A 24203-nucleotide genomic window follows, 5' to 3' on the forward strand; every position below is an offset into this window, starting at 1 on the left:
TTTCAATTGGGAAAAAGGGCCAAAGTCCATAAGGAGGTGTAACAGTTAATGGAACCAACAAAATATGAAATCACATACATCATTCGTCCCGACCTCGACGAAGCTGCTAAGACTGCTTTAGTAGAACGTTTTGATAAGATCGTATCTGACAATGGTGCTACCATCGTTGATTCAAAAGACTGGTCGACTCGTCGTTTTGCATACGAAATCAGTAACTACAATGAAGGTACTTACCATATCATCAATGCAACTGCTAACGACGACGCAGCTTTAAACGAATTTGATCGTTTAGCTAAGATCAGTGACGACATTCTTCGTCACATGATCATCAAGCGCGAAGACTAATTTTTTGAAATTACTTGTCAGAAGGGAGTTTTAGTCTATGATTAATCGTACAATTCTTGTTGGACGTTTAACTAGGGATCCTGAGTTGCGATACACAACTAGTGGAGCTGCAGTTGCGACATTTTCGTTGGCCGTCAATCGCCAGTTTACTAATCAGCAGGGCGAACGCGAAGCTGATTTTATCAACTGTGTGATTTGGCGTAAGGCAGCTGAAAATTTCAGTAACTTCACTCATAAAGGGTCTTTGGTTGGGATTGATGGTCGTATTCAGACCAGAAATTATGAAAACCAACAGGGACAACGGGTCTATGTGACTGAAGTGGTTGTCGAGAACTTCTCGTTACTCGAACCACGGTCACATAATCAAAACCAAGGCGGTTCATACCAGAACCAAAACGCTGGTGCGCCTAGCTTTGATAACAATCAGACGACTCCTCAAAACTCATCAATGAATAATAATCCATTTGGTTCACCTGCTGCATCAGCCGGCAATAATAATGCGGGTAACAGTGCCTCAAGTGCAAATGATCCATTTGCAAGCAATGGCGAATCAATTGATATTTCCGATGATGACTTACCGTTCTAATCTCTAAACGAGGAGGGAAATACAATGGCTCAACAAAGAAGAGGCGGACGTCGTCGCCGTAAGGTTGACTTCATCGCTGCTAACCATATCGAATACATCGATTATAAAGACACTGATTTATTGAAGCGGTTCATCTCAGAACGCGGCAAGATTTTGCCACGTCGAGTAACTGGTACGAGTGCCAAGAACCAACGTCGTTTGACAATTGCGATCAAACGCGCACGGATCATGGGTCTTCTACCATTCGTTGCTGAAGACTAATCAGTAAAAAACGAGTCTGGCTTTTGCCAGGCTCGTTTTTTGTATCAACTGTTCTTTTTTTCGGGAATCATATATTATTGGATTGCTGACTAAACACGTTCTGTGGTGCGTGGCAATCAAGTATCCTATGGCCCACGAGATTCAAGTAGGAATCATCTATGTGGTGAGCAGAAGTGTGATAAAATACAGGTATATGTAAAAAATAGGGAGTAGCAAAATGAAATTATTTGAACGCGAAAAATTACCTTTTTTCTTTCGTAATTCGCGTGTAAGTTGGATTGCGCTATTTTTATTTGTGGTCTCGGCCGCGGGCATCATTTTTGCATTCATCACCAATGTTATTTTGGGCGTGATTGTGCTAATTTTGATTGCTTTCGGACTGTATTTTGTGATGGTCGCCTTACAACGACTGGTACTAGATACCAATCAGTACCTAACTGACTTGGCTTATCACATCAAGCGCGGGCAACAAGAGGCCTTTTTGCAGATGCCAATTGGAATGATTATTTTCAATGAGCAGCGTGAAGTTGAATGGGTGAATCCATATATGGTGAAGTATTTTGATCAGCAAGAGGTCATTGGGAAGACCCTTGATGAAATCGATGAACACCTCGCTAAAAAGGTCGATGAAAATAGTGATCAGGATACGCCGGTAACCATTAAATGGGGGAATCGACGGTTTACGATGCTGGTACAGCCAGCTTTGCACACGATTTACTTGATGGAAATTACCAAATATGCCAAGATTGACGAACGGTATCAAAATGAAAAGGTGGTTATTGGCAATATCTACCTCGATAATTACGCTGAAGTAACCCAAGGCATGAATGACTCGGAGGAATCCAACCTCCGCAACTATGTCACGTCTGAGCTCAACGACTGGGCGCACAAGTACGGGGTCTTCATGAAGGTCATTGATACTGATGATTACCTGATTTTGGGGCATCAGCAAACGTTACGTCAAATTGAAGCCGATAAATTCAGCATTCTGGATACGATTCGGGAAAATACGTCGAAACAAAATGCACCTGTCACGCTGAGTGTGGGGGTTGCCTACGGGGACGATGATCTCAACAAGCTTGCCGATCTCGCGCAAAGTAACCTTGATTTAGCGCTTGGTCGGGGTGGTGATCAAGTCGTTGTGAAGGCCGACGGGCAACAAGCGCGGTTCTACGGTGGTAAGACGAATCCGATGGAGAAACGGACGCGGGTTCGAGCCCGGATGATTAGTCAGGCACTGCAAGAATTGATGTCGGAATCCGATCAGATCTTTGTCCAAGGCCATCGGGGACCGGACATGGATTCACTGGGAGCCTGTCTTGGGATTCGGCGGATTGCGAAAATGAACGGCCGTGAGTGCTGGATTGTGCTCGACGACGACCACATTCATTCTGACATTAAGCGCCTAATGCATGAAATTGATGGTTATCAAGATATTAAGGATCACATTATTACGATTCGTGAGGCCGAAGAAAAGGCCACCGATCAAAGCTTGCTGATCATGGTGGACCACTCGAAGCCAAGCATGTCGATGTCTGAACAGGTCTTTAATCGCCTACAAAATCGGGTGATGATCATTGACCATCACCGGCGGGGGGAAGAATTCCCTGAAAATCCAATTCTGGTTTACATTGAACCGTATGCTTCTTCCACGTGTGAGTTGATTACCGAAATGTTGGAATATCAACCACGTGAAAGTGAGTCGCTCAATAAGCTGGAAGCCACGGCCATGTTGACGGGGATTCAGGTCGATACGAAGTCGTTTACGTCCCGTGCTGGAACGCGAACGTTCGATGCCGCGAGCTACCTGCGTTCAGCGGGAGCAGATGGAATGTTGATCCAAGAATTTATGAAGGAAAATGTGTCAAGTTACCTAGATCGTAACCACTTAATTTCCCTCGTGCAAATTCTGGATGACAAGATTGCGATCTGTACCGGTGAGGATACGCAGTCGTATGGATCAGTAACCACCGCTCAGGCCGCGGATTCATTACTCCAAATGGAGGGGATCGATGCCTCGTTTGTCATTACCCGCCGTTCCGACGATCAGGTCGGTATTTCTGCGCGGTCGATGGGTGATTACAACGTGCAGGTGATCATGGAGAAGATGGGTGGCGGGGGTCACCTATCGAATGCTGCAACCCAAATTAGTGGGAAGCAGGTCTCCGAAGTAGAGCAGGAATTGGTTGCCATTTTACATGGTGATGATGAATCAGAAAAAAATGAAGAGGAGTGACCAACATGAAGGTTATTTTTTTAGAAGATGTTAAAGGACGCGGTAAGCGCGGTGAAGTTAAAGAGGTACCAGATGGTTACGCACAAAATTTCCTAATCAAAAAGGGAAAGGCCAAGGAAGCTACTAAATCAGCAATGAGTGCCTTGAAGGGCCAACAACACGCCGAAGAAAAGAAACAGGCGGAACTTTTGGCTGACGCCCAAGAACTCAAGAAGTTGCTGGAAGCTGATGAAACGGTGATTGAAATCAAGGCCAAGGCTGGGACGGATAGCCGTCTGTTCGGTTCGATCCCAAGCAAACAAATTGCACAGGCGTTGAATAGCCAGTACAATGTCAAGTTGGATAAGCGCAAGATCGAGCTTAACGAACCGATCAAAGTGCTAGGTTACACGAACGTCCCCGTCAAGCTTTACCCACAGGTAAGTGCTAAGATTCGGGTGCATGTCGTCGAAAAGTAGTGTCTCACAAGGGTGTAAAAGGACGAAACCAATATGAACAATGATGTTTTAGGGGACCAAACGCCGCCACAAAACGTCGAAGCCGAAAAAGCAGTTCTTGGAGCTGTTTTTTTGAGCGGGGACGCTTTAGTGGAATCGATGGAGTACGTCGGTCCAGATGATTTTTACCGGCGGGCTCACCAGATCATTTTTGAAAAAATGATGGCGATTAACGATCAGGATAAACCGATTGATCCGTTAACCATGGCCGAAGAATTGAATAAAACAAATCAGCTTGATGATATTGGTGGAATCAGCTACATTGCAGAGTTAGCCTCTGCGGTGCCGACGGCCGCCAATGTGGTCTACTATGCTAAAATCGTGCATGAAAAGTCTGTTACCCGGCGCTTGATTAAGACCGCCACGGAAATCGTTACCAAGAGTTACGCGGGCGACGAGGACGTGAGCGACTTGCTGGATGAGGCTGAGCGCTCAATTTTGAACGTTTCCGAGGATCAAAACCAAGAAGGGTTCAAGGATATCAAAGATGTCTTAAAGGGCACCTTCGAGGAAATTGATCGTTTATCGCAACAGGAGTCAACCGTAACTGGTCTTTCAACGGGGTATCCGGAACTCGATAAGATGACGACCGGACTACATTCCGATGAACTTGTCATCTTGGCGGCCCGACCGGCCGTTGGGAAGACGGCGTTTGCGCTGAATATTGCCCAAAATGTTGGGACAAAGACCGATAAAACCGTGGCACTGTTTAGTTTGGAAATGAGTGCGGAGTCGCTGGTTAACCGGATGCTGTGCGCGGAAGGCAGTATCAATGCCAACCACCTTCGAACCGGACAACTGGACGAAGAAGAGTGGCGAAACCTCGTCGTTGCGATGGGGAGCCTGTCCAAAACCAGCATCTTTATTGACGATACGGCCGGAATTAAAGTCGCTGAAATTCGAGCTAAATGTCGACGGTTGGCCAAAGAAAAAGGGAACCTAGGGCTCATCGTGATCGACTATTTGCAACTGATCGAAGGTACGAACCACGAAAACCGGCAACAGGAAGTGTCTGAAATTTCGCGGCAACTGAAAAAGCTCGCCAAAGAACTGAGCTGTCCGGTTATTGCACTATCGCAACTTTCCCGTGGTGTGGAACAACGGCAGGATAAACGACCTGTTCTATCCGATATTCGTGAATCGGGATCAATTGAACAAGATGCCGATATCGTTGCATTTTTATACCGTGACGATTATTATGAACGGGATAATGATGACGAGGATAGTCCACAAGATCCCCGCGATAATGAGGATGAAAATGTCGGCGAAGTTGAAGTTATCATTGAAAAGAACCGGAGTGGTCCACGGGGGACCGTTAAACTGCTCTTTGTGAAATCGTATAATAAATTTTCTTCGATTGCCTACACGCAAGAGGGATAGACACTTAATCTGGGACCAAGACGGTGACCGTCGTTGGTCTCTTATTTTTTTAAGTCGATTGAGCACCGTTAGCAAGGAGAGATAACGTGAAACAAACACTGAAACTAAAATGGCTCATTGTGGGCGCCTTTCTGAGTAGTATTGGGACCAGCTTTATTTGGCCCCTCACGACGATTTATTTGCATAATGAGTTACACCGCTCACTGACGGTGATTGGGGTTGTGCTCCTACTATATTCTGGCACGAACGTGGTGGGTAGTTACCTCGGAGGGATTTTATTTGATCGTTTTAATCCGCAGTGGTTAATCCTTGCTGGCCTCCTGGTAGATATCGCTGCGATGGTTGCGTTAGTGTTTCATAGCGGCTGGCCGCAGTACCCGACGCTACTGGCAGTCATTGGATTCTTTAACGGTTGGCTGACAACCCTTGTAAATTCGATGGGGACGCTGATTCGCAATAAAGATGGGCGCTACATCTTTAATATGCTCTACTTTGCGGTAAACCTGGGGATTGTGCTCGGTACGTCAGTGGTGGGGTTTATGTATCACGGAAGCGTGGCCCCGATGTTCATGGTTACGGCAAGCTTATATGTGGTCTTTTTGGTGATTGTGGTGCGATTTTACCGAATTAAACGGGAAAAGGGACACCAAAAGCAGCAACAGGCGGCCCAACGTGTGCGGATCAAGCCAGCCAACCTCAAGATTATGTGGACGTTTTTTATTTCGCTAACCATTATTTGGGTGATGTACGAACAATGGGTCAGTAATATGTCGGTCTACATTACCGATCAGGGAATTTCAATGCCGCTGTATAGCATGTTATGGACGATTAACGCGAGTTTAATTGTGGTCATGCAACTCTTTATGAGTTGGGCCAATCAACGCATTAAAAACGTTTATTTGCCCGTTTACGTCGGGGCCTTATTTTGCGGCGCTTCGTTCATTATTTTAATCTGGGCGCACCAGTATTGGATGTTTTTGGTGGCGATGATTATCCTGACGGTGGGGGAAGCAACCGCCTTTCCGGCAATCCCAGCGATCGTCAATGATCTATCTCCGATGGCGGTGAAAGGGAAGTACCAAGGGCTGACCAATGCCTTCTCGTCGGCAGGTAAGGCGCTCGGACCGTTATTTGGCGGTTTGATTATTGAAAATGCCTCCTACCGGATGTTGTTTGTTGTCTGTGCCATCGCAATTTTTATGGTCACGGCGATCATTTACGCAATTGTGCAAGTGTACCGGCAACGAGTTGAATATTATAGATAGCAAAAGCGTGCCATGAAATTTATTGTGAATTTCGTGGCACGCTTTTATTCGTGATTAGCATGGTTCATAATTTCAAGAATTTGAGTATCAACCGCCTGCCACTGCTCGCACAGCTTCAGAGCGTTGAAATAGGATTGTCGTTGAGTCTCAGCCTCAGGCCCACATTCGGGGGCTAAGGTACTGATGTGTTGCCAAATAACGGGGATGTAGTCGCCAGCCGTGTCAAAATGACCGAATTCGGCTAGCTCTTCTTGCATGTAGCGTTGGAGTGCCTGATGAATCAGCCTCGTGCGGGAGAGGGTAATCGGAATTTCAAAGGTTTGGTTGTACTCGTTGAAGTGTTTGATGAATCGGTTAACGCTGATAAACGGAATATCTAGGTAACGGCTAATTTCTTTGGCGGTTTTACCACCAAAGTACAGGTCTAAAATGCGTAATTTAACTAAGGGTTCAATAGTAGCGGACTTTTGTTTCCCCACGGAGCTCACATCCTCGATTTGGTACCTGAAGCAACTGATTAGATATTAGTAAGTATAACGCCACCACACAAATTGAGGGGTAAAAACGCCTTATCAATTTGAGCGCAAAAAAGCCCCCCGAGGTGATGGCTCGGAGGACCCTCAATTAGAACTAGTCAAACAAATGCGCATTGGAGAGCGCTAAATATTTGCTAGCAAGAACATCATAAACGAAATGGGAGTTGGTGGCAATTATTAAGGCTTCTATCCGATGAAAAACGATAATTTACATTGGTATTGGCTGTAAAATGGCCGGTGTTAGTTACGGATAGCGGTTCAAAGAGGAGAATAATCGGGATCAGGAAGTAGTTTTTGAGCGTAATATCTGGAAATCAACACCGAAAATAATGATAATGTGATTATCAGGATTGTAGCAACGAAAGGAAGAACGCAAAGATGACATGGATAAGTAATTTTTTAGTGCTCGTAGTAGCGGCAGAGGCGCTCTTTATTATGGTACTTGAACTGTTTTTAACGCAGACAAAGCTTGCTCGGCAAGCCTTTGCGCTTTCAAAAAAATATCTGGTTCAAAAGGAGGCGCAAGTCAGCATGGCAAATCAGGGCCTCTATAATGGGTTTATTGGTGTTGGAATTTTGATGGTGCAGTTTGTATTTCCAGCAAATGCTCGCTTAATGGGCCTCTACTTGTTTATCGGCTTTGTGGTCGTGGCGGCAATTTTCGGCGCGCTGACGGCTAACAAAAAGATTATTGTGACACAGGGGTTGCCAGCATTTCTGGCGCTAGTGGCCCTGTGGTTGACTAATTAGATCGGCTAGTTGGTCCCGCTTCAGTTAATTTGGTGCAGACACTATGTTATACATAGAGGTGAAACTGATAATTGTAAATCAGGTGCTGCTATCAAGTATAAGTAATGAGACATAATCAAAGGATAAGTGTAGAAAAATGGCCCACCAGTATGGAAACTACTAGTAGGGCTCTTTGGCGGTAATGCGCATATAATTGGCTACGTATTTGGCTTACTTTTCCGCCTCTAAGGATGAAAAGTGGCTCTAGCTTATGAAATAGAAATATTCAAAAAAACCTGTAACCACGGCGATTGAACGCTTCGTGATTACAGGTTAATGTTGATTGATGGGCAGTCAGGGGATCGAACCCTGGACCCACGGATTAAGAGTCCGTTGCTCTGCCAGCTGAGCTAACTGCCCATGTCATATCTTATCGACTAGAATATAGTAGCATGTTAGACAGTCATTGGTCAACACTATTTTTGAAAAAAGTTTTAAAATGAGAGAATTCTAATATAAACGAGTTTGGCAGCCCATGATTCAAAGGTGACATGTGGTATAATGAAACTACTTGTGAAGAGCTGAAGAAAATGAATTGATTGATTTCAAAAAAATTAGTGAATTAATTGTGGAGGAACCTAGCCGATGAAGAAAGTTTTAGTAGTTGATGATGAAAAACCGATTTCTGATATTATCAAATTCAACCTTGCTAAGGAAGGGTTTGACGTCGTCGTCGCGTACGATGGTGAAGAAGCCCTTGAAAAGGTTGAAAGTGAAAACCCAGATTTAATCGTTCTAGATTTAATGCTACCAAAAATTGATGGCCTTGAAGTGGCCAAACGTGTGCGGGCTAATCACACTACACCAATTATTATGGTAACTGCTAAGGATTCCGAGTTAGATAAAGTCCTTGGTCTTGAATTAGGGGCCGATGATTATGTAACTAAGCCATTCTCAAACCGCGAACTGGTGGCACGAGTAAAGGCCAACTTGCGACGGCAAGAGACCGTTGAATCAGCAGAACCTGATGAAAATGCGGATATTACGGTTGGTGATTTGACGATTCATCCGGAAGCGTACACCGTTTCCAAACGAGGTGAGAATATCGAATTAACCCACCGTGAATTTGAATTGCTTCACTATCTAGCCCAGCATATCGGGCAGGTTATGACGCGTGAACATTTATTACAAACTGTATGGGGCTACGACTACTTTGGTGATGTTCGAACCGTGGATGTTACCGTCCGTCGTCTCCGTGAAAAAATTGAGGATAACCCCAGTCACCCAACTTGGTTGATCACGCGGCGTGGGGTGGGTTATTACTTGAATAATCCTGAAAATGATTAGGAGTACCACGAACCTTGAATAGCAAGATTAAATTTTTTCAATCGATCCACTTTAAAATCGCCCTCGTCTTTGCGTTAATGCTTATTTTAACGCTGGAAGTCGTTGGGGCGGTTTTTGTGCGTTCATTGGAGCGACAAAACCTGAGTACCTTTAAACAGCAGATTGAATTACCGTCATATGTCGATAATTCGCTATCAGAACAGTTAATGAAGAGTAGCACCAAATCAGCCAACAAAGAAATTCAACAGATTTTGTCGGACGTTAATAATACGAACATCACTGAAATTCGGGTTGTCGACAGTAAAGGGATTATCCGGGGAACGAGTAATGTAAATAATCAATCGATTGTTGGCGAAAAAACAACGGATGAGAACGTTAAAAACGCGATTTACAATAACCGTTCGTATAATCAAAATGTGTATGACGATTCAAACAATAATCGATACTACGTTTCCGTTGTCCCATTGTTAAATACCTCAAGTAGCAATAATAACGTTGTTGGGGTGCTCTATATTCGAGCCAATCTTGAGAGCGTCTACGCCAATATTAATAACATTACCGTGATTTTCCTATCGGCGTCATTAGTGGCGATTATTTTAGGCCTCTTGATGGCAATTGTTATTTCCCGGGCAATAACGCGGCCAATTGACGAAATGAAAAAGCAGACCATCCGCATTGCGCGGGGGGATTTCTCTGGGCAGGTTCATGTGTATGGAAATGACGAGTTGGGCCAACTGGCTGGCGCGGTCAATAACCTCTCGGTGCGGGTTGAAGAAGCCCAAGACTCGACAGAGGCTGAACGACGGCGTCTAGACGGAGTTTTGACACACATGTCAGATGGGGTGTTAGCTACGGACCGGCGCGGAAACGTGACGATTATCAATGAAACAGCGGCCGATTTATTATCGACGAATGCCGATGAAGTCACGGGTAAGTCAATTTTGGACGTGCTTAATATTCGTAAGAGTTACACAATTCGTGAATTACTTGATAATCAGGATGAAGTTATTATTGACCTATCAACGCAGCAACAGGAACTGATTTTACATGCTTATTTCTCATTGATTCAACGAGAATCTGGATTTATTAGCGGCTTAGTGTGTGTGCTACACGACATTACTGAACAACAAAAAGTGGAGCGCGAGCGCAAACAATTTGTTTCCAATGTGTCGCACGAATTACGGACGCCACTGACCAGCGTTAAGAGTTATGTGGAAGCTTTGACGGACGGTGCTTGGCAAGATCCAGAGGTCGCGCCGGGTTTCTTACACGTGGTGCAAGATGAAACCGACCGGATGATTCGGATGATTAATGATCTTCTCAGCCTGTCACGAATGGATTCTGGGACGTCAAAGCTTGATTTGGAGTACGTGAACCTCAATGAACTCTTCAACTATATTTTGAACCGTTTTGATATGATCTTGAAAAATGAGGAAGAGCCTAGCAAAAAGTACTCAATCGATCGCGTTTTCACGAAAAAGGATCTTTGGGTTGAAATCGATACCGATAAATTTACGCAGGTGGTCGATAACCTCATGAATAATGCCGTGAAGTACTCGCCTGATGGTGGGGTGATTACGGCCCGATTACTTGAAACACATAATCATGTGATTTTGAGTATTTCTGATCAGGGCTTGGGAATTCCACGGGCAGATATTCCACACGTCTTTGATCGGTTCTTCCGAGTCGATAAGGCGCGGTCTCGTAAGCAAGGCGGTACGGGGCTTGGCCTAGCGATCTCCAAGGAAGTCATTAACTTCTTAGGGGGGCAGATTTGGGTCGATAGTGTTGAAGGCCGCGGTTCGACCTTCTATATTTCGCTACCATATGTACCGTATGAAGGAGATGAATGGGACGATGATTCGGAAAATTCGTAATAACTGGCTACCGATCGTTTTAACGATCGCGGTCTTGGTCAGTCTCGGACTTTCCGGGTTGATCTGGACCAATCCATCACGCTATGATCGTGGACATGAGGCAAGTACGTCTAGTGGACAAAGTCAATTATCCAACAAAACGATTGCGGACGTCTTTTTGCCCAACCAGGCAGTGTGGACAAACAAAAAGGGCGATCAAAAATTACTGTATACCAAGAAGAGTAGTCTGACGAAAGCCATCAAGACCAAGGTAAGTGGCTGGGATTTCGGCCACATCTCTAAGGTTGCCAGCAAAGATAACCAAAGCTATCTCGGCTACTTGAATCAACGAGATGCGCTAGTCTTGAACTACCCAGATAGTGTCACGACGGCGATCTTTAATGAGACCTTCAAGCAATCCCTCAATCAAAAGAAAATTAGTAAAATCGACCGAATTGTCATTCCGCTTGAAAATGCGCGGCATATCTACTTGCTCCATGATAGTGATGCATCGGTGTACTCCGTAACGGTCAAAAATCACAGTAGCCTCGAAAACATTCGGAAATTGATGCAAGAAGATGCGGATCAGGTTCAGGTAAGTGAACAATTCTTGAACAATCGGATTATCTTGGCGTTTGATAACCAAACGACACTGCCGATTTACAGCTATTTGATGACGAAACAAAGTGATAGTAGCTTTACAAATTCGCTATTGAATTCAGATAGTTCGTATAATATTGCGGTTCACAAAAAGGATCACATTACGACCTACACGGATGGCACGGATAAGCGAATGACGATTAACAGTAAGAACGGCAAGGCCGCTTACGAGGACTTTCTTGATGAAAATGACCGGGTTGCCGATAGTCAGTTACTGACTAAGAGTTTCCAGCAATTATCAGAAATTGGGGTCAATTTAGAAAGTATGCACTACGACAATATTAACCTGGCAAAGAATCGGGTTACTTATCGCACGTATGTCGAATGCTTCCCCATTTTCAATCAGGATGGCTATGGAACTGTATCGCTCACGTACGCGAAAAATGGTAAGCAAACTTATAATTTCTCATTGTATGGACTAGAAGTGCCAGTTCCAAATAGTGCCACTCAAAGTGTTCCGGCGACTAAGGATGTGATTGCATCCCTCAACCGGGTGGGAATCAAAACGAAGGATATTAGTGATATGCGGATTGAATATGAATGGAATTCAACGCGTAAATCGAATACCGTGGTGAACTTGAAGCCCGCGTACTACGTCAAGTACAACGGTAAATGGCAAAATTATCAGGATTTAATTAACCGCTAAATTTTAACGAAAAGGGGGCCTAAATCATGAACTTTCGGCGGATTCAATGGATTTTTTTGGTGGCGTTTATCGCCATTGATATCTTTTTAGGAGTATCGTTAGCGTCGGACAAGCCGTTTACGGTCACCAATAAATCGGCAAGTCAGGAAGAAACGATTCTTAAGGAAATGAATGATGATTCGATTTCAATTGGAACGTTGTCGACCAAGCACGCGTCGGGATATTACATCGCCAGTTCGGGAAGTGGTATCTTGCAGACGAAAATGTCACAGTTGAAGAACCAAACGACGAGCTACAGCGATGGCGAACTCAATAGTACGTTCAACTCGACGATTAAAATTGATCCGAAGAATCCACAAAAGGTTCTCGATAAAGTGGTGAAAAATCAAAATCGCGTCCTGTTTGGGACCCACTATGTTTATGATGAACGGTTAAGTGCCGAAAAGGATAATTCGGTGGTTTATGTCCAAAAGGGCCCCGATTTACACGTCTTGTCTGATGATGGTCAATTGCGCTTTAAGGTTCGTAACCATAATTTGGTCACGGGCTACACGCAGACTTACTTGAACGGGATTCAAACATTGCGTGAAGAGGAGACGACCATTAGCCAGAAAAAGGCGGTTATTTGGTTGTACCAGCATAATGAGATTCCCAATAATTCTAAGATTAAGTGGGCTAAGCTCGGGTACGTCAAATTGCTTTCAGCTAAGGGGAGCAACGTCTACATTCCCACGTGGGTGATTGGCATTCAGACCAAGAACACAGAGGGGACTCAAATTCGCCAGATTAACGCCTTTACGGGAACGTTAATTAAGGCGAACTCGAACTTGTTGAATGAATCTTCGGCTAAATAACATAACAAGAGGTAACAGTTTTGCAGATGATAGATGATCAATTACACTATAGTATTTTAGCGAGTGGTAGTACCGGCAACGTCACCTACTTGGAAACGCCGGAACATAAGATTTTAATCGATGCCGGACTAAGTGGGAAAAAAATTAGTGGTCTCATGGCTAAAATTGGACGGGACTTAAGCGATGTTGACGCGTTGTTTGTCACGCATGAACACAGCGACCATATTCAAGGTGTCGGTGTGTTGGCGCGCAAGTACGGCATGGATGTGTACGCCAATGAAGGTACCTGGGATGCCATGAGCCGCAAGATTGGAAAGGTCGATGTGGCACAAAAACATATCTTGGCACCTGGAGATACATTAAGCATGGGTGATATGGACGTTGAAAGCTTTGCGGTGTCACACGATGCGGCTGAACCCCAATTTTATCAAGTTCATCACGACGGCAAAGCGTTTTGTGTGCTCACGGATACCGGCTATGTGTCAGACCGGGTTGAACAAACGATTAAGGATGCGGATGCCTACCTGATTGAATGTAATCACGATATGGAAATGTTGCGCATGGGACCCTATGCTTGGGCGCTCAAACAACGGATTCTCGGTGATGAGGGCCATTTGTCCAATGAGGATGGGGCTAACACGATGATGAGTGTGATTGGTCGGCAAACGAAGCAAATCTTTCTCGGACACCGGAGTCAGGAAAATAACATGCGGTCGTTAGCACATTTGACGGTTTCAACGGTCCTGGAGCAGCATGATTTTGGCGTTGAACATGATTTTTACCTACACGATACGGAACCGGATGAACCAACAAAGTTATTTACGCTGTAATTAGCGTCATACTTTCACAAAATTTTCACAAAAATTTTGTATGCTTGTGTTAATCAAGTCAGTTGAGGAGGGTCGGCGTTTAGCCAAACATGATGGATAATCAACAGAAAACACCTAAGAAGAAACGCGGTTTCAATTTGTGGTGGAAGGTTGGCGTGGTGGCACTATTTGCCGGATTAGTTGGTGGCGGTATTGCCTACGGCGTGGGATATTTGATCGATAACGGGTATGCGACAAGCTCGAGTACCGCAGTCCCCAAGGGCTCTAATAAGTCAGGGGGAACAAAGGTGAACGAAAATAAGGTCACCGGTTCCACCCAGTCAACGAAGGCGTTCAAGTCTGTAAAGGCGGCCGTTGTTTCAGTGGTTAACTTGCAGGCGCAATCGAGTAGTACAGGTTCGCTGGGCATCTACGGCACCACCGATTCATCGTCGTCGAGTTCATCGTCATCCAGTAGTTCACTGGAGGCTTCCAGTGAAGGCTCTGGTGTGATTTATAAGAAAGACGGTAACACGGCGTACATCGTGACGAATAATCACGTGGTTTCTGGGTCGTCGGCCCTCGAAGTTATTTTAAGTAATGGTAAGAAACTCAGCGCAACGATTGTTGGGACGGATTCGACGACCGACTTGGCTGTTATCAAGATTAACTCATCCGATGTCACTACGATTGCCAGCTTTGGGAACTCTAACCAAATTGAAGCTGGACAAGATGTGTTGGCAATCGGGTCGCCGCTTGGTTCGGAATACGCGACCTCTGTGACGAAGGGAATTATTTCCGCCAAGAAACGGACCGTGCAAGTGCAGGATAATAGTGGGAATACAACCGCTAACGCGTCCGTCATTCAAACGGATGCAGCCATTAACCCCGGTAATTCTGGTGGGCCGCTGGTCAACATGGCGGGGCAAGTCATTGGGATTAATTCCATGAAGCTGTCGAGTGATGATGATGGTACCAGTGTTGAGGGGATGGGCTTCTCGATCCCAAGTAACGAGGTTGTCAGCGTGATTAACCAACTTGTTAAGAACGGGAAGATCACCCGCCCCGCCCTCGGGATTGAACTAGTCAGTCTTGATAACGTCTCCGCAGCCCAACAAAAATCGATTTTGAAGCTGCCAACTAGCGTGAATAAAGGGATCGTTGTCATGAAGATCTTGTCACCATCATCAGCCGGTAACGCCGGACTGCAAAAGTACGATGTGATTACTGAAATGGATGGTACGAAGATTACCTCTGAAGCGACGCTAAAGGATGTTTTGTATAAGCATAAGGTTGGCGATTCAGTTTCCGTGAAGTACTATCGAGACGGTCAACTAAAGAGCGCTACGATTAAGCTTAGTGAATCAACGGCCTTGTTGAGTAGCGACAGTAGTAGTGAATAATAATGAAAAAAATGAAGCACATCGTCAAACGCTGACGGTGTGCTTTTTAGGTACAATGGATAAAATGTGCGAGTCTATTTAGATAGTATGCCTGATGTTTCTGAAGAAACCGGCCAGTATACTAAGACTATCGAATCATTAGTGGTAGGTGACAGCCAGTGTGTGGGCAGCAATAATGGATCTGGAGGGCTCAAATCACTAAATGAAGCCAAGGAACCTTTCGGAAACGGAAGGCTTTTTGGCGTGAAATCGGAAAAAACGAACCATTGTTTTCAATGTTCGGTTTTAATACGATTTCAATGCAAATTTATTGATAAATTGCGAACAAAAGTAATTGGTCATATTGAAGAAGTTCAGGTCAGTAAAAACAAGTGATTGGTGAGAAAAATTTAATTGTGGAAAACTATGTGGAAAAAATTTGGTATACTAACACACAGGTGGAAAAAGCTGATATATCAATAACCAAATCCGTTGGAAAAGTTATCCACAGGCAGGGTGTGGATTTGTGGATAAGTTGAAAACTTTAAAAAGTAGAACGGATAAACGTTGATATATCAACGTTTTTAATTGGACGGCACGAACGGATGTTGCTGTGCAAAACTGTGGATAAAAAATTATCATCAAAATCTTAAAAAGACAAAATTCAGGGATTTTGCTGATCAGAATTGGAAAAAATACCCACAGCCTGTGGAAAACTCTGTGGATAACATGTTGAAAGGTTGTTAGTTATGAACATCAAAATTATTGGCGTTGGAAAATTAAAGGAAAAGTATTTTAAGGCGGGCATCGCTGAATATGCAAAACGACTTGGTCGCTTCTGCAAATTTCAAATTGTTGAAGTGCCAGATGAAAAAGCACCGGAGTCGTTGAGTCAATCCGAAATGGATGACGTGATGGCAAAAGAAGGCCAGCGCATTTTAGACAAGATCAAAGATCGAGAATATGTCTATGCGCTGGCGATTAAGGGAAAGGAACGCTCATCAGAAGAATTCGCGAAAGAAATTGCGAATTTAACGACGTACGGGCATTCCGATATTACGTTTGTGATCGGGGGCTCGTTAGGACTCGCGCCGGAAGTATTAAAGCGTGCGGACACGCAGATTTCGTTTGGCCGCTTTACATTGCCGCATCAATTGATGAGATTGGTGTTGACGGAGCAGGTTTATCGGGCGTTTATGATTAATGAGGGGAGTCCGTATCATAAGTGATGAGGTTTTTTAAATTGGTGATGTAATTGCGTTTGAAAAGAGGTACTAATGAAAAAACGAGCATTGTTAGTGATTGACTTACAAAATGGCGTTGGCCCGTTAATAGACAATCAACAATTGATAGATAATGTTAATTGTGTGATCGATGAATATCATCAACAAAAACGACCGATAATTTTTATTCAGCATCAGGATAGTGATTTGAAAGCTGAATCAGAGGAGTGGCAATTAGTGTCTGAACTTCATGCGCGGCCAAGTGATTACTATGTACGAAAAATCCATGCAGATTCGTTTTATAAAACTAACTTAGCCAAACTGTTGGCTGAATTGGAAATTAATCAACTAGAAATTTGTGGGGCTGAAATTCCATTCTGCATCGATGCAACGATTAAAGCGGCCTTTGATCGAAAATACCAACTATTCATGCGTCATGGAATGGTTTCGACTGAACATGATGCACTTATCGCAGATGATGTGATGGTACAGCACTATGAACAGATTTGGGACGGACGATTTGTCACTTATTTGGACTGAATTAACCAAGATTACAAATATATATTCAACAATTAATACTAAATAACTAAGAGCCACAACCGATATAAAGATTGGTTGTGGCTCTTTATTTTGACGTGGTAGGAATTTAAGGAGGTTAATCCAGAGACAAATATTGAGAATAAGTTATTTTAAGTATATACTATAAAATAGCTTATATTTACTTAAAAATGAGGTGATCAATGATGAATCAGGATAAGCGACTGGAAGTAATTATGCAAACGCTAGAGAAAAATCATACTTTGACGCTCCAAGAGATTATGAAATTGACGGGTGCATCTCGTGATACAGTGCGGCGTGACATAGTGAAGTTATCAGATTCCGATTTGGTGAAACGCAATTATGGTGGCATTAGTCTGCCACATACTTTTCGCTATGTTGACGACTTTTTAAGCCGGACTGATGAAATGACAGCGGTAAAACAGGTAATAGCGCAGGCGGCAGCAAAGTTGGTACAGGAACAACAGCAGTTATTTTTAGATGTTTCGACAACAATTAACTGCATACCAGCATATTTACCCAAGATAGAGCAGGGGTTGGTACTGACAAATTCATTAGATATTGCTGATCAATTATTGCGTAAGACAGAACTATCAGTCAGATTGATCGGTGGTGTGTACCAACAGAAACGACGGGGAACTAATGATAGTAACGCACTACGTGATTTGCTAAGTTATCGATCGGAGATAACTTTTATTAGTGCGGTCGGACTGACAACTGATGGTGTGTATTATGCTTTCGAGGATGACGTGGCCTTCAAGCAACAGCTTGCTGATCAATCTCAGCAAGTTGTCTTGGTAATCGATCATACCCGTATTGGCATGCGACATAATTTTCGTGCGCTAGGATTAGAGAAGCTCGATTATTTGGTTACTGACCAATCCCTACCAGATGAATTAGCACGGCAGTTGGATGATGCAAAAGTTCGAGTTATCGTAACTGATAAAGCGAAAAAATAAAATTTCTATTGCTGATTTTGAAATTATGCACGAAGCCGATGTGATTTAAGCTGGTTTTTACGGCATGGACTTTTTACTGAGAGGAGCATCACAGTCGTGGATTCTCGGTTAATCATGACATTTTTAAGATTAGTAAAGGTTGGCCAAATCACTGCGACTGCGCGGTCATTGGGGGCTCAATCAGAAGTTGTGATTAAGCAGATTGATCAGTTACAGAAGCAGGTGGGTGTCACTTTAGTTAAATATCATAATATCGAGTCTAATGTGAGTCTCACACAGAATGGTCAAAGATTTATTCCAATTGCACGGACGTATCTGAGATTGTCTCAAGATACAGTCGATTTAAAGGAGACAGATCACTATGATCAATTGACGATTACGAGTTCGATTGATATCAATACTGGTATTTTATTAACTAATCTCACTAAAATTATGAGCAAAGATCCGTTTGTCCACTATACCGTGACCAATGCTAGCAATGATGAAATTTACGCCAGCGTGCGGAATGAAACTGTAGACGTAGGCTTTTCCTACGAAAGAGATATCCATCAGAATATTGTATTGCAAGATATTGGAAAAGATCCATTAGTAGTGGTTACAGGATGGCAAAGTGATTATCCAGACGTTGTATTTGCACGTGAGTTAGAACGTACAAATGAGCTGTATGTTCCTTGGAGTAGCAGCTACAAAGAATGGCATGCTAGGTACTGGGACTGCAAAATTCAGCCATTGTTAACAACGGATTGTGCGATTCAGTTACCAAATTACATCAATGCTGCCAATGCGTGGGCAATTATGCCTAAATCATTTTTGCAGACGGTAGATCGTAAACAAATTTATTTTCGCAGATTGTACTTGTTGGAAGAAATACCAGAGTTAACCTTGTTTGCAATAAAAAAAGAGGACTGCCTATTAAAGCAATCCCTCATTGACTGGTTTATTTTACAAATTCGTGAGTTATCTAGTATTCCGATTATCCTTTAAATTCTGGTAAAGTTTGGAGCGCATAAGCAACACCATCTTCAACATTTGACTTGGTAACGAACTTTGCAACTTTTTTGATATCTTCTTGAGCACTCCCCATAACTACAGGGAGGCCAACCATGTTGAGCATTGGCAAATCATTATAGCCATCACCAAAGGCAGCAGTTTCATTTTTGCTCAATCGTTCCTGCTCAAGAATGTAGTTAATACCACGTGATTTCTTGGCATCAATATTTGTGATTTCAAGGTAGGCGGCGCCTGCTTGGGCGACACTAACACCTTGATAGTTAGCCTGATTAAAGTAAGCTTTCAGCCGCTCCATTTCTTCGCTGTCAAAGGTGATCATCATGATTTTAAATACTTCGAAGTTCGGTTGCGAGAATACTTCTTCAATTGGCAAAATGGTGGGTGATTGTCCCGTTAATTTTTGTTCATATTGAATACCATGATCAATATTATCGGCGTACCAACGATATTTATCATAGTAACTGAGGCTAACATGCGGAAAGTTACTTTTGACGGCATTCAGAATTTCTCTGGCAGTGATCGTAGTAATTAATCTGGCACTAATGGTTTTCCAGTCATTACCAGTACGTTCATAAATCAGGCCGCCATTAAAGCCAATTTGAGGTGTATTTAGGCCAAGCTTATCAATGGCGTCCTTCATCTCAAGCGGTGCTCGTGCAGACACAAGGGTAACAGGAATATGGCTGGCTTTAATTGCTTGGGCTGTAGCATCACTAACAATTCCTTCGGGGGTGAGCAAGGTACCATCCATATCAGCAAAAATTCGTTTGATCATAACTTCTCCGCCTTTTTAAATTATTTGAGTACATATTCAGTGTACTTCAAAGAACAATAATGTGTCAATCGTTAAATAATGTAATAATTAATATACATTATTCTATTTAGTGGCTACTAAATTAACGCTTCAGTAAATGGAGGAAAATTAAATTATGAAGGAAAGATTTTTGATTGGGACTTATACACGTAAAAGTAGTCAAGGAATTTACGTAGTTACTTTAGATCATGATGAACAACTGATTACACAGGTTGATCATGTATTTAGTATCAATAATTCTAGTTATTTGGGACTATCGAAAGCAAAGCATCTTTACAGTGTCGTACGACGTAATGATGAGGGCGGTGTTATGGCGCTAGATTTAAATCAACGCTCATTTCAAGAAATTAACGAAATTACAGAAGCTGGCGCCCCGCCTTGTTATATCGGCGTTGATGAGGAACGTCAATTAATTTATAGTGGAAATTATCATACCGCTGTGATTAATGTTTTTCGAATGAACCGTGATGGCAGTTTGTCACAAACCGATCATGTCACACATAGAGGTAGTACTGGTCCTAAACCGGAACAAGATAGCCCGCATGTTCATTACTGTGATTTGACGCCTGATAATCGGTTAGTAGTTTGTGATCATGGCATGGATTTGACGTTTGTTTATGATATTTCTGTGACTGGAAAATTATCGGAAGTATCAAGATATCAAAGTAAAGCTGGTTTTGCGCCGCGGCATATTGTGTTTCATTCGAACGGCCAGATTGCATATTTATTGGGTGAATTGGAGAGTGCAATTGAAGTATTAAAGTACGATGCTAATACTGCTAAGTTTACGCATTTGCAAACAATTTCCACGGTTCCCCCCGATTGGGACGGTCAAAAAAGTGCTGCGGCGATTCATATTACTAATGATGGAAAATTTGTTTATGCCAGTAATCGGGGACGAAATACAATTGATGTCTTTCGAGTAGAAAGTGATTTCAGATTAAGTTTTGTGCAATCAATTAGCACGACGGGTGTTTTTCCTCGTGACTCTGAGTTGAGTGAAGACGAAGGCTACTTGATTGCCGCTAATCAAGAAACGGATAATCTCACACTTTATATGAGAAATGCACTAAATGGCGAACTTACTTTGGTACAAAAAGATATTGCGGTTCCAGAAGGTGTTTGTGTGAAGAGATGGGATTTGTAATTTTATTATGAACCAAAATGTGCTTTATTATTTGATTATTCAATCCGATATGAGTGTGACCTAAAATAGCAACGTTTGTATTGAGACTGTTGCAGCTCATCATGAAGGTGTGGACTTTTTGTACGATGGTAAATTAATTGAGGCAAATCATGAAATTAGATCAAGCACAAAAGTACGGGCCAGTAGTAAATTTTATGAAGGTTGTTAATTTAGAGTTTGATACGATGAAAACGGAAAAATTGAACGCTTAATGAACTATGTAAAAGGATATTTGGCGGCATCATTTTTGTTACTATTGGAATGTGGAGACCAAGTAATTGATGCTCGCGCAATGGATCGTATGAATCAAGCGTGGAATCAATCGCAGTACTGAACGATATAGATCCCCTAGCATAATCGATATGGTTTTTTAGACAATTAACCGCTGGGTAGAGTGTTACGGGAGTCCGTATCACAAGTGATGAGGTCGCTCAATTGAATGTTGATACTATTTTTAGACATGTTTATTGTGCAGGACAGAAAGGAAATTATGAGTTATTTTTTGAATCGGTTAGATGATGAACAGATTACTTTTCGGGTGATTAAGCATAAGCCAGTTTGGCATTTGGATGAAGGCTTAGAAATCCAAAAGCAATGTATGGTAGTGAAGAATATGTTACTTAAAGATCACAAACATGCGCACTACTATTTGGTATTGACTAAAGGTGATACGCGGTTGAATTTTAAGAAACTGGCAAGCCAGTTTAATACAAGCCGTAGTCAGCTGAAATTTGCCGATCCAAGCGAGCTTGAAGTGACAATGCATGTGATTTCGGGCATGGTATCGCCCCTAATTCTTGAAACAGGATTGCCACTGACAATTGTGGTTGAATCGAGTTTGAAACAAGCCGAGGACTTGGGTTTTCACGCCGGAACAAACACTGAAACAGTGGTATTAACTTATAAAGGGTTGGCTCAATTAGTGACCACATTAGGATATCCAATCATTACCTTAGAAGACTGATCAAAAATTTATGTATCACTATGGTTTCTACCAATCATGATGTATTTACTGCAGCTGATTTACTGAATAGTATTGGTGAAAGATGTTTGAAATTCATTGAGAAAATTAGTTACTTTTTTGAATAAGCTTATTGGCTAGTTTGATAAACCACTTTAAGGTAGCAAAAGACCATAACCGGGTAAGATCGGTTATGGTCATTTTTGTGACGTACGAAGAACACCATTAAAAAAGTAGAAATAAAAATTAACGAGCTTTAACGAGCTTTAGCAAGTTTAAGCTCGTTATGATTTGTATGATAGTTATGAAGTATAATGTAGGAATAAAATACTGAATAATATTTGGGTGGTAGTTATTAATAGTCAAAAATTTGATAACAATAAATTAACAAGCATGCCTGAGAGTAAAACTTTTGATCGAAAAAGTATCAAATACGATATTAATAAGCTAGCTAATATTTTAATAGCGACGCCTTAGCATCGTGTACTTAAAAAATCGACAAATTCCTCATTTACGAGAAATTTGCCGATTTATTTTTATGATGCAGCATTTCTTGGATTTTGTACCATTAAAGCCAGAATAAAGCCAATGGTTGCCAGTAAGCCAATAAACCAAAATCCGGCGTGGACACCGGCAATAAATTGAGTTTGCATGGCAATCAAACTTGTTGCGATCGCAGTGGCGATGGCTCCGACAATTTGTTGTCCGGTATTTAAAAGCGCACTGCCATCTGCAGATAATGCGCTTGAAAGGCTGTTGAGACTATATGTTTGGGCTGGGGATGACACGAGCTGGGCACCGATCAGGATCGTGATATGACCGATGATCACTTGACTGACGGTGCTGTGCATATTTGTCGAGATTAGAGTAAATACGCCGATTAAAATTATCAAAAAGCCACAACGCGTTAACCATTTTGCTCCATGGGTGTCATAAAGTCGTCCGGCAATCGCAGCAGTGATGGCGTTGGCTGCACCACCGGGGAGCATGATTAAGCCAGTGATGGCGACGGGAAATCCTAACCCGTTGCGTAAATACAACGGCAGCAAGTACATTGTTGCAAGAATCACGCCAAAGTCGAGCATCACTAATATGGTACCAATTGTGAATTGACGGTTGGTAAAAATGCGCAGGTCTAGCATGGGAGTGGATGACTGAAGTTGTCTGTAAGCGTAGATTCCTAGCATGCAAACACCGATGATCAACGCCGTTAAAACTTTGCCAGAAAGCCATCCGTAGCTGGCGGCTAATGATGAGCCAATCACAATGCCACTAAATCCAATGACCGAAGCGAGGATAGACCACCAATCGATCGGAATGTGATTTTGTTCATAAATATTTTCCACTGTAAAAGCACACAGTAACAATGCAATCACGAGTACCGGAATAAATAGCCAGAAAATGAGTCGCCAAGAGGCAATTGAGAGAATCAAGCCGGTCACAGTCGGGCCTAAAACGGGGGCCAACATGATCACCAGCGAGGCCAAACCCATGACAGTACCTAATTTAGGTGCTGGAAAGATCAGCATCACAATTGAAAACATCATCGGTAAAATCAAGCCGGTACCGATGCCTTGAATCATACGACCAATTAAAACCGTAGCAAAGTTTGAGCCAACAGCCGAAATCAGTGATCCTATAATGAAGGTGCTGAGGGCAAAAATAATCATTTGTTTTGTCTTTACCCAGTGCGTCAACAAACTGGTCAAAGGCATGCAGATTCCGATGATGAGCATATAACCGGTGACGAGCCACTGAACGGTATTTTGTGAAATTGAAAAAGCTTGCATTAATGACGGTAAGGCAATGTTGAGCGCCGTTTCTGAAAACATACCGACAAATGAGCCCAGCATCAAACCCAATAAAATTAACCTGGGATGTGATACATGAACCCTTGCGGTAAGTAAAATTTGTCTAGATTTCATGGTTTCTCCTATTTTAATGTAATCAAAAATAATGACATACCTGAGCGCCCGAGGCTGCCGTTATTTGCTTGATTAGCGTAACAGAAAAAATTTTAAAATGTCAGCACAAATTTAAAAATCTTTTTTATCATTGCCATAATTGGTGTTGAGTTATAGTAGCTGCGATGAAATGCGTAG

Annotated in this window: 23 protein-coding genes and 1 tRNA gene; 20 read left to right on the forward strand and 4 right to left on the reverse strand. The window is 42.7% G+C overall.

The window, feature by feature from the left end; all coding sequences use genetic code 11:
* Nucleotides 1–48: 48 nt before the first annotated feature.
* From rpsF to FC26_RS09010, 7 genes are all read left to right on the forward strand, one after another.
* Nucleotides 49–345 (forward strand): 30S ribosomal protein S6, encoded by a 297-nt coding sequence (rpsF, locus tag FC26_RS08980; protein ID WP_057779808.1) that lies wholly within the window; start codon nt 49–51, stop codon nt 343–345.
* 37 nt (nt 346–382) lie between these two features.
* Nucleotides 383–931 carry a single-stranded DNA-binding protein gene (gene ssb, locus FC26_RS08985; protein ID WP_057779810.1) on the forward strand — a complete coding sequence of 183 codons (549 nt, stop codon included), beginning with the start codon at nt 383–385 and terminating at the stop codon, nt 929–931.
* Nucleotides 932–955: 24 nt separating this feature from the next.
* A complete protein-coding gene (gene rpsR / locus FC26_RS08990) occupies nt 956–1192 on the forward strand; it encodes a 30S ribosomal protein S18 (protein ID WP_057779812.1) in 237 nt (78 codons plus the stop codon).
* Between the two features lie 217 nt (nt 1193–1409).
* Complete coding sequence (locus tag FC26_RS08995) at nt 1410–3428, forward strand: DHH family phosphoesterase (protein WP_057779814.1); 2019 nt, start codon at nt 1410–1412, stop codon at nt 3426–3428.
* Nucleotides 3429–3433: 5 nt separating this feature from the next.
* Entirely contained in the window at nt 3434–3886 is a 453-nt protein-coding gene (rplI, locus tag FC26_RS09000) for a 50S ribosomal protein L9 (RefSeq protein ID WP_057779816.1), read from the forward strand.
* 33 nt (nt 3887–3919) lie between these two features.
* A complete protein-coding gene (gene dnaB / locus FC26_RS09005; RefSeq protein ID WP_057779818.1) occupies nt 3920–5305 on the forward strand; it encodes a replicative DNA helicase in 1386 nt (461 codons plus the stop codon).
* A gap of 86 nt (nt 5306–5391) precedes the next feature.
* On the forward strand, nt 5392–6570 hold the full coding sequence (locus FC26_RS09010; RefSeq protein ID WP_057779820.1) for an MDR family MFS transporter: 1179 nt from the start codon (nt 5392–5394) through the stop codon (nt 6568–6570).
* A gap of 44 nt (nt 6571–6614) precedes the next feature.
* On the opposite strand, the gene FC26_RS09015 is transcribed toward FC26_RS09010, so the two are convergent.
* The gene (locus FC26_RS09015; protein ID WP_057779822.1) at nt 6615–7049 is read right to left on the reverse strand and encodes a helix-turn-helix domain-containing protein; all 435 of its coding nucleotides are present in this window, start codon (nt 7047–7049) and stop codon (nt 6615–6617) included.
* Nucleotides 7050–7484: 435 nt separating this feature from the next.
* Between FC26_RS09015 and FC26_RS09020 the strand changes: the two genes are divergently transcribed.
* The gene (locus FC26_RS09020; protein WP_057779824.1) at nt 7485–7856 is read left to right on the forward strand and encodes a DUF1304 domain-containing protein; all 372 of its coding nucleotides are present in this window, start codon (nt 7485–7487) and stop codon (nt 7854–7856) included.
* A gap of 326 nt (nt 7857–8182) precedes the next feature.
* Here FC26_RS09020 and FC26_RS09025 read toward each other — a convergent pair.
* Nucleotides 8183–8255 (reverse strand) — tRNA-Lys (locus FC26_RS09025).
* Nucleotides 8256–8480: 225 nt separating this feature from the next.
* On the opposite strand from FC26_RS09025, the gene yycF reads away from it, so the two are divergent.
* The 10 genes from yycF (at nt 8481) to FC26_RS09080 (ending at nt 19113) form a co-directional block, all read left to right on the forward strand.
* Complete coding sequence (gene yycF / locus FC26_RS09030) at nt 8481–9182, forward strand: response regulator YycF (protein ID WP_057779826.1); 702 nt, start codon at nt 8481–8483, stop codon at nt 9180–9182.
* Nucleotides 9183–9196: 14 nt separating this feature from the next.
* Entirely contained in the window at nt 9197–11059 is a 1863-nt protein-coding gene (gene walK / locus FC26_RS09035; RefSeq protein WP_057779828.1) for a cell wall metabolism sensor histidine kinase WalK, read from the forward strand.
* The gene (locus FC26_RS09040; RefSeq protein ID WP_057779830.1) at nt 11040–12344 is read left to right on the forward strand and encodes a YycH family regulatory protein; all 1305 of its coding nucleotides are present in this window, start codon (nt 11040–11042) and stop codon (nt 12342–12344) included. Before walK ends, FC26_RS09040 begins: the two co-directional genes overlap by 20 nt.
* Nucleotides 12345–12370: 26 nt before the next feature.
* Entirely contained in the window at nt 12371–13198 is an 828-nt protein-coding gene (locus FC26_RS09045) for a two-component system regulatory protein YycI (RefSeq protein WP_057779832.1), read from the forward strand.
* A gap of 26 nt (nt 13199–13224) precedes the next feature.
* Nucleotides 13225–14028, forward strand: a complete 804-nt coding sequence (locus FC26_RS09050) for an MBL fold metallo-hydrolase (RefSeq protein WP_057780310.1) — start codon at nt 13225–13227, stop codon at nt 14026–14028.
* Between the two features lie 92 nt (nt 14029–14120).
* Nucleotides 14121–15410: a S1C family serine protease gene (locus tag FC26_RS09055; protein WP_083483827.1), complete on the forward strand. Its 1290-nt coding sequence runs from the start codon at nt 14121–14123 to the stop codon at nt 15408–15410.
* 728 nt (nt 15411–16138) lie between these two features.
* Nucleotides 16139–16618 carry a 23S rRNA (pseudouridine(1915)-N(3))-methyltransferase RlmH gene (rlmH, locus tag FC26_RS09065; RefSeq protein WP_057779838.1) on the forward strand — a complete coding sequence of 160 codons (480 nt, stop codon included), beginning with the start codon at nt 16139–16141 and terminating at the stop codon, nt 16616–16618.
* 48 nt (nt 16619–16666) lie between these two features.
* The gene (locus tag FC26_RS09070) at nt 16667–17152 is read left to right on the forward strand and encodes an isochorismatase family protein (RefSeq protein WP_057779840.1); all 486 of its coding nucleotides are present in this window, start codon (nt 16667–16669) and stop codon (nt 17150–17152) included.
* A gap of 200 nt (nt 17153–17352) precedes the next feature.
* Nucleotides 17353–18129 carry a DeoR/GlpR family DNA-binding transcription regulator gene (locus tag FC26_RS09075; protein WP_057779842.1) on the forward strand — a complete coding sequence of 259 codons (777 nt, stop codon included), beginning with the start codon at nt 17353–17355 and terminating at the stop codon, nt 18127–18129.
* A 96-nt stretch (nt 18130–18225) separates the two neighbouring features.
* A complete protein-coding gene (locus FC26_RS09080; RefSeq protein WP_057779844.1) occupies nt 18226–19113 on the forward strand; it encodes a LysR family transcriptional regulator in 888 nt (295 codons plus the stop codon).
* Here FC26_RS09080 and FC26_RS09085 read toward each other — a convergent pair.
* Nucleotides 19103–19915, reverse strand: coding sequence for a Cof-type HAD-IIB family hydrolase (locus FC26_RS09085; protein ID WP_057779846.1), 813 nt, complete (start codon nt 19913–19915; stop codon nt 19103–19105). The two genes, FC26_RS09080 and FC26_RS09085, sit on opposite strands and share 11 nt — an antisense overlap.
* Nucleotides 19916–20069: 154 nt before the next feature.
* On the opposite strand from FC26_RS09085, the gene FC26_RS09090 reads away from it, so the two are divergent.
* Together FC26_RS09090 and FC26_RS09095 are read left to right on the forward strand one after the other, a co-directional pair.
* On the forward strand, nt 20070–21101 hold the full coding sequence (locus tag FC26_RS09090) for a lactonase family protein (RefSeq protein ID WP_057779848.1): 1032 nt from the start codon (nt 20070–20072) through the stop codon (nt 21099–21101).
* Nucleotides 21102–21630: 529 nt separating this feature from the next.
* Nucleotides 21631–22104 (forward strand): YbaK/EbsC family protein, encoded by a 474-nt coding sequence (locus FC26_RS09095; protein WP_162259981.1) that lies wholly within the window; start codon nt 21631–21633, stop codon nt 22102–22104.
* A gap of 533 nt (nt 22105–22637) precedes the next feature.
* Here the strand turns inward: FC26_RS09095 and FC26_RS09100 are convergent.
* On the reverse strand, nt 22638–24026 hold the full coding sequence (locus FC26_RS09100) for a DHA2 family efflux MFS transporter permease subunit (RefSeq protein ID WP_157061165.1): 1389 nt from the start codon (nt 24024–24026) through the stop codon (nt 22638–22640).
* Nucleotides 24027–24203 lie beyond the last annotated feature (177 nt).

This window comes from Paucilactobacillus vaccinostercus DSM 20634, from assembly GCF_001436295.1.
Taxonomy (GTDB): domain Bacteria; phylum Bacillota; class Bacilli; order Lactobacillales; family Lactobacillaceae; genus Paucilactobacillus; species Paucilactobacillus vaccinostercus.

What these genes read in the sequence shown, in the direction of transcription:
- rpsF (WP_057779808.1), top strand. Translation starts at nt 49, where the DNA reads ATGGAACCAACAAAATATGAAATCACATACATCATTCGTCCCGACCTC.
- ssb (WP_057779810.1), top strand. Translation starts at nt 383, where the DNA reads ATGATTAATCGTACAATTCTTGTTGGACGTTTAACTAGGGATCCTGAG.
- rpsR (WP_057779812.1), top strand. Translation starts at nt 956, where the DNA reads ATGGCTCAACAAAGAAGAGGCGGACGTCGTCGCCGTAAGGTTGACTTC.
- FC26_RS08995 (WP_057779814.1), top strand. Translation starts at nt 1,410, where the DNA reads ATGAAATTATTTGAACGCGAAAAATTACCTTTTTTCTTTCGTAATTCG.
- rplI (WP_057779816.1), top strand. Translation starts at nt 3,434, where the DNA reads ATGAAGGTTATTTTTTTAGAAGATGTTAAAGGACGCGGTAAGCGCGGT.
- dnaB (WP_057779818.1), top strand. Translation starts at nt 3,920, where the DNA reads ATGAACAATGATGTTTTAGGGGACCAAACGCCGCCACAAAACGTCGAA.
- FC26_RS09020 (WP_057779824.1), top strand. Translation starts at nt 7,485, where the DNA reads ATGACATGGATAAGTAATTTTTTAGTGCTCGTAGTAGCGGCAGAGGCG.
- yycF (WP_057779826.1), top strand. Translation starts at nt 8,481, where the DNA reads ATGAAGAAAGTTTTAGTAGTTGATGATGAAAAACCGATTTCTGATATT.
- FC26_RS09040 (WP_057779830.1), top strand. Translation starts at nt 11,040, where the DNA reads ATGATTCGGAAAATTCGTAATAACTGGCTACCGATCGTTTTAACGATC.
- FC26_RS09045 (WP_057779832.1), top strand. Translation starts at nt 12,371, where the DNA reads ATGAACTTTCGGCGGATTCAATGGATTTTTTTGGTGGCGTTTATCGCC.
- FC26_RS09050 (WP_057780310.1), top strand. Translation starts at nt 13,225, where the DNA reads ATGATAGATGATCAATTACACTATAGTATTTTAGCGAGTGGTAGTACC.
- FC26_RS09055 (WP_083483827.1), top strand. Translation starts at nt 14,121, where the DNA reads ATGGATAATCAACAGAAAACACCTAAGAAGAAACGCGGTTTCAATTTG.
- rlmH (WP_057779838.1), top strand. Translation starts at nt 16,139, where the DNA reads ATGAACATCAAAATTATTGGCGTTGGAAAATTAAAGGAAAAGTATTTT.
- FC26_RS09070 (WP_057779840.1), top strand. Translation starts at nt 16,667, where the DNA reads ATGAAAAAACGAGCATTGTTAGTGATTGACTTACAAAATGGCGTTGGC.
- FC26_RS09075 (WP_057779842.1), top strand. Translation starts at nt 17,353, where the DNA reads ATGATGAATCAGGATAAGCGACTGGAAGTAATTATGCAAACGCTAGAG.
- FC26_RS09085 (WP_057779846.1), bottom strand. Translation starts at nt 19,915, where the DNA reads ATGATCAAACGAATTTTTGCTGATATGGATGGTACCTTGCTCACCCCC.
- FC26_RS09090 (WP_057779848.1), top strand. Translation starts at nt 20,070, where the DNA reads ATGAAGGAAAGATTTTTGATTGGGACTTATACACGTAAAAGTAGTCAA.
- FC26_RS09095 (WP_162259981.1), top strand. Translation starts at nt 21,631, where the DNA reads ATGAGTTATTTTTTGAATCGGTTAGATGATGAACAGATTACTTTTCGG.
- FC26_RS09100 (WP_157061165.1), bottom strand. Translation starts at nt 24,026, where the DNA reads ATGAAATCTAGACAAATTTTACTTACCGCAAGGGTTCATGTATCACAT.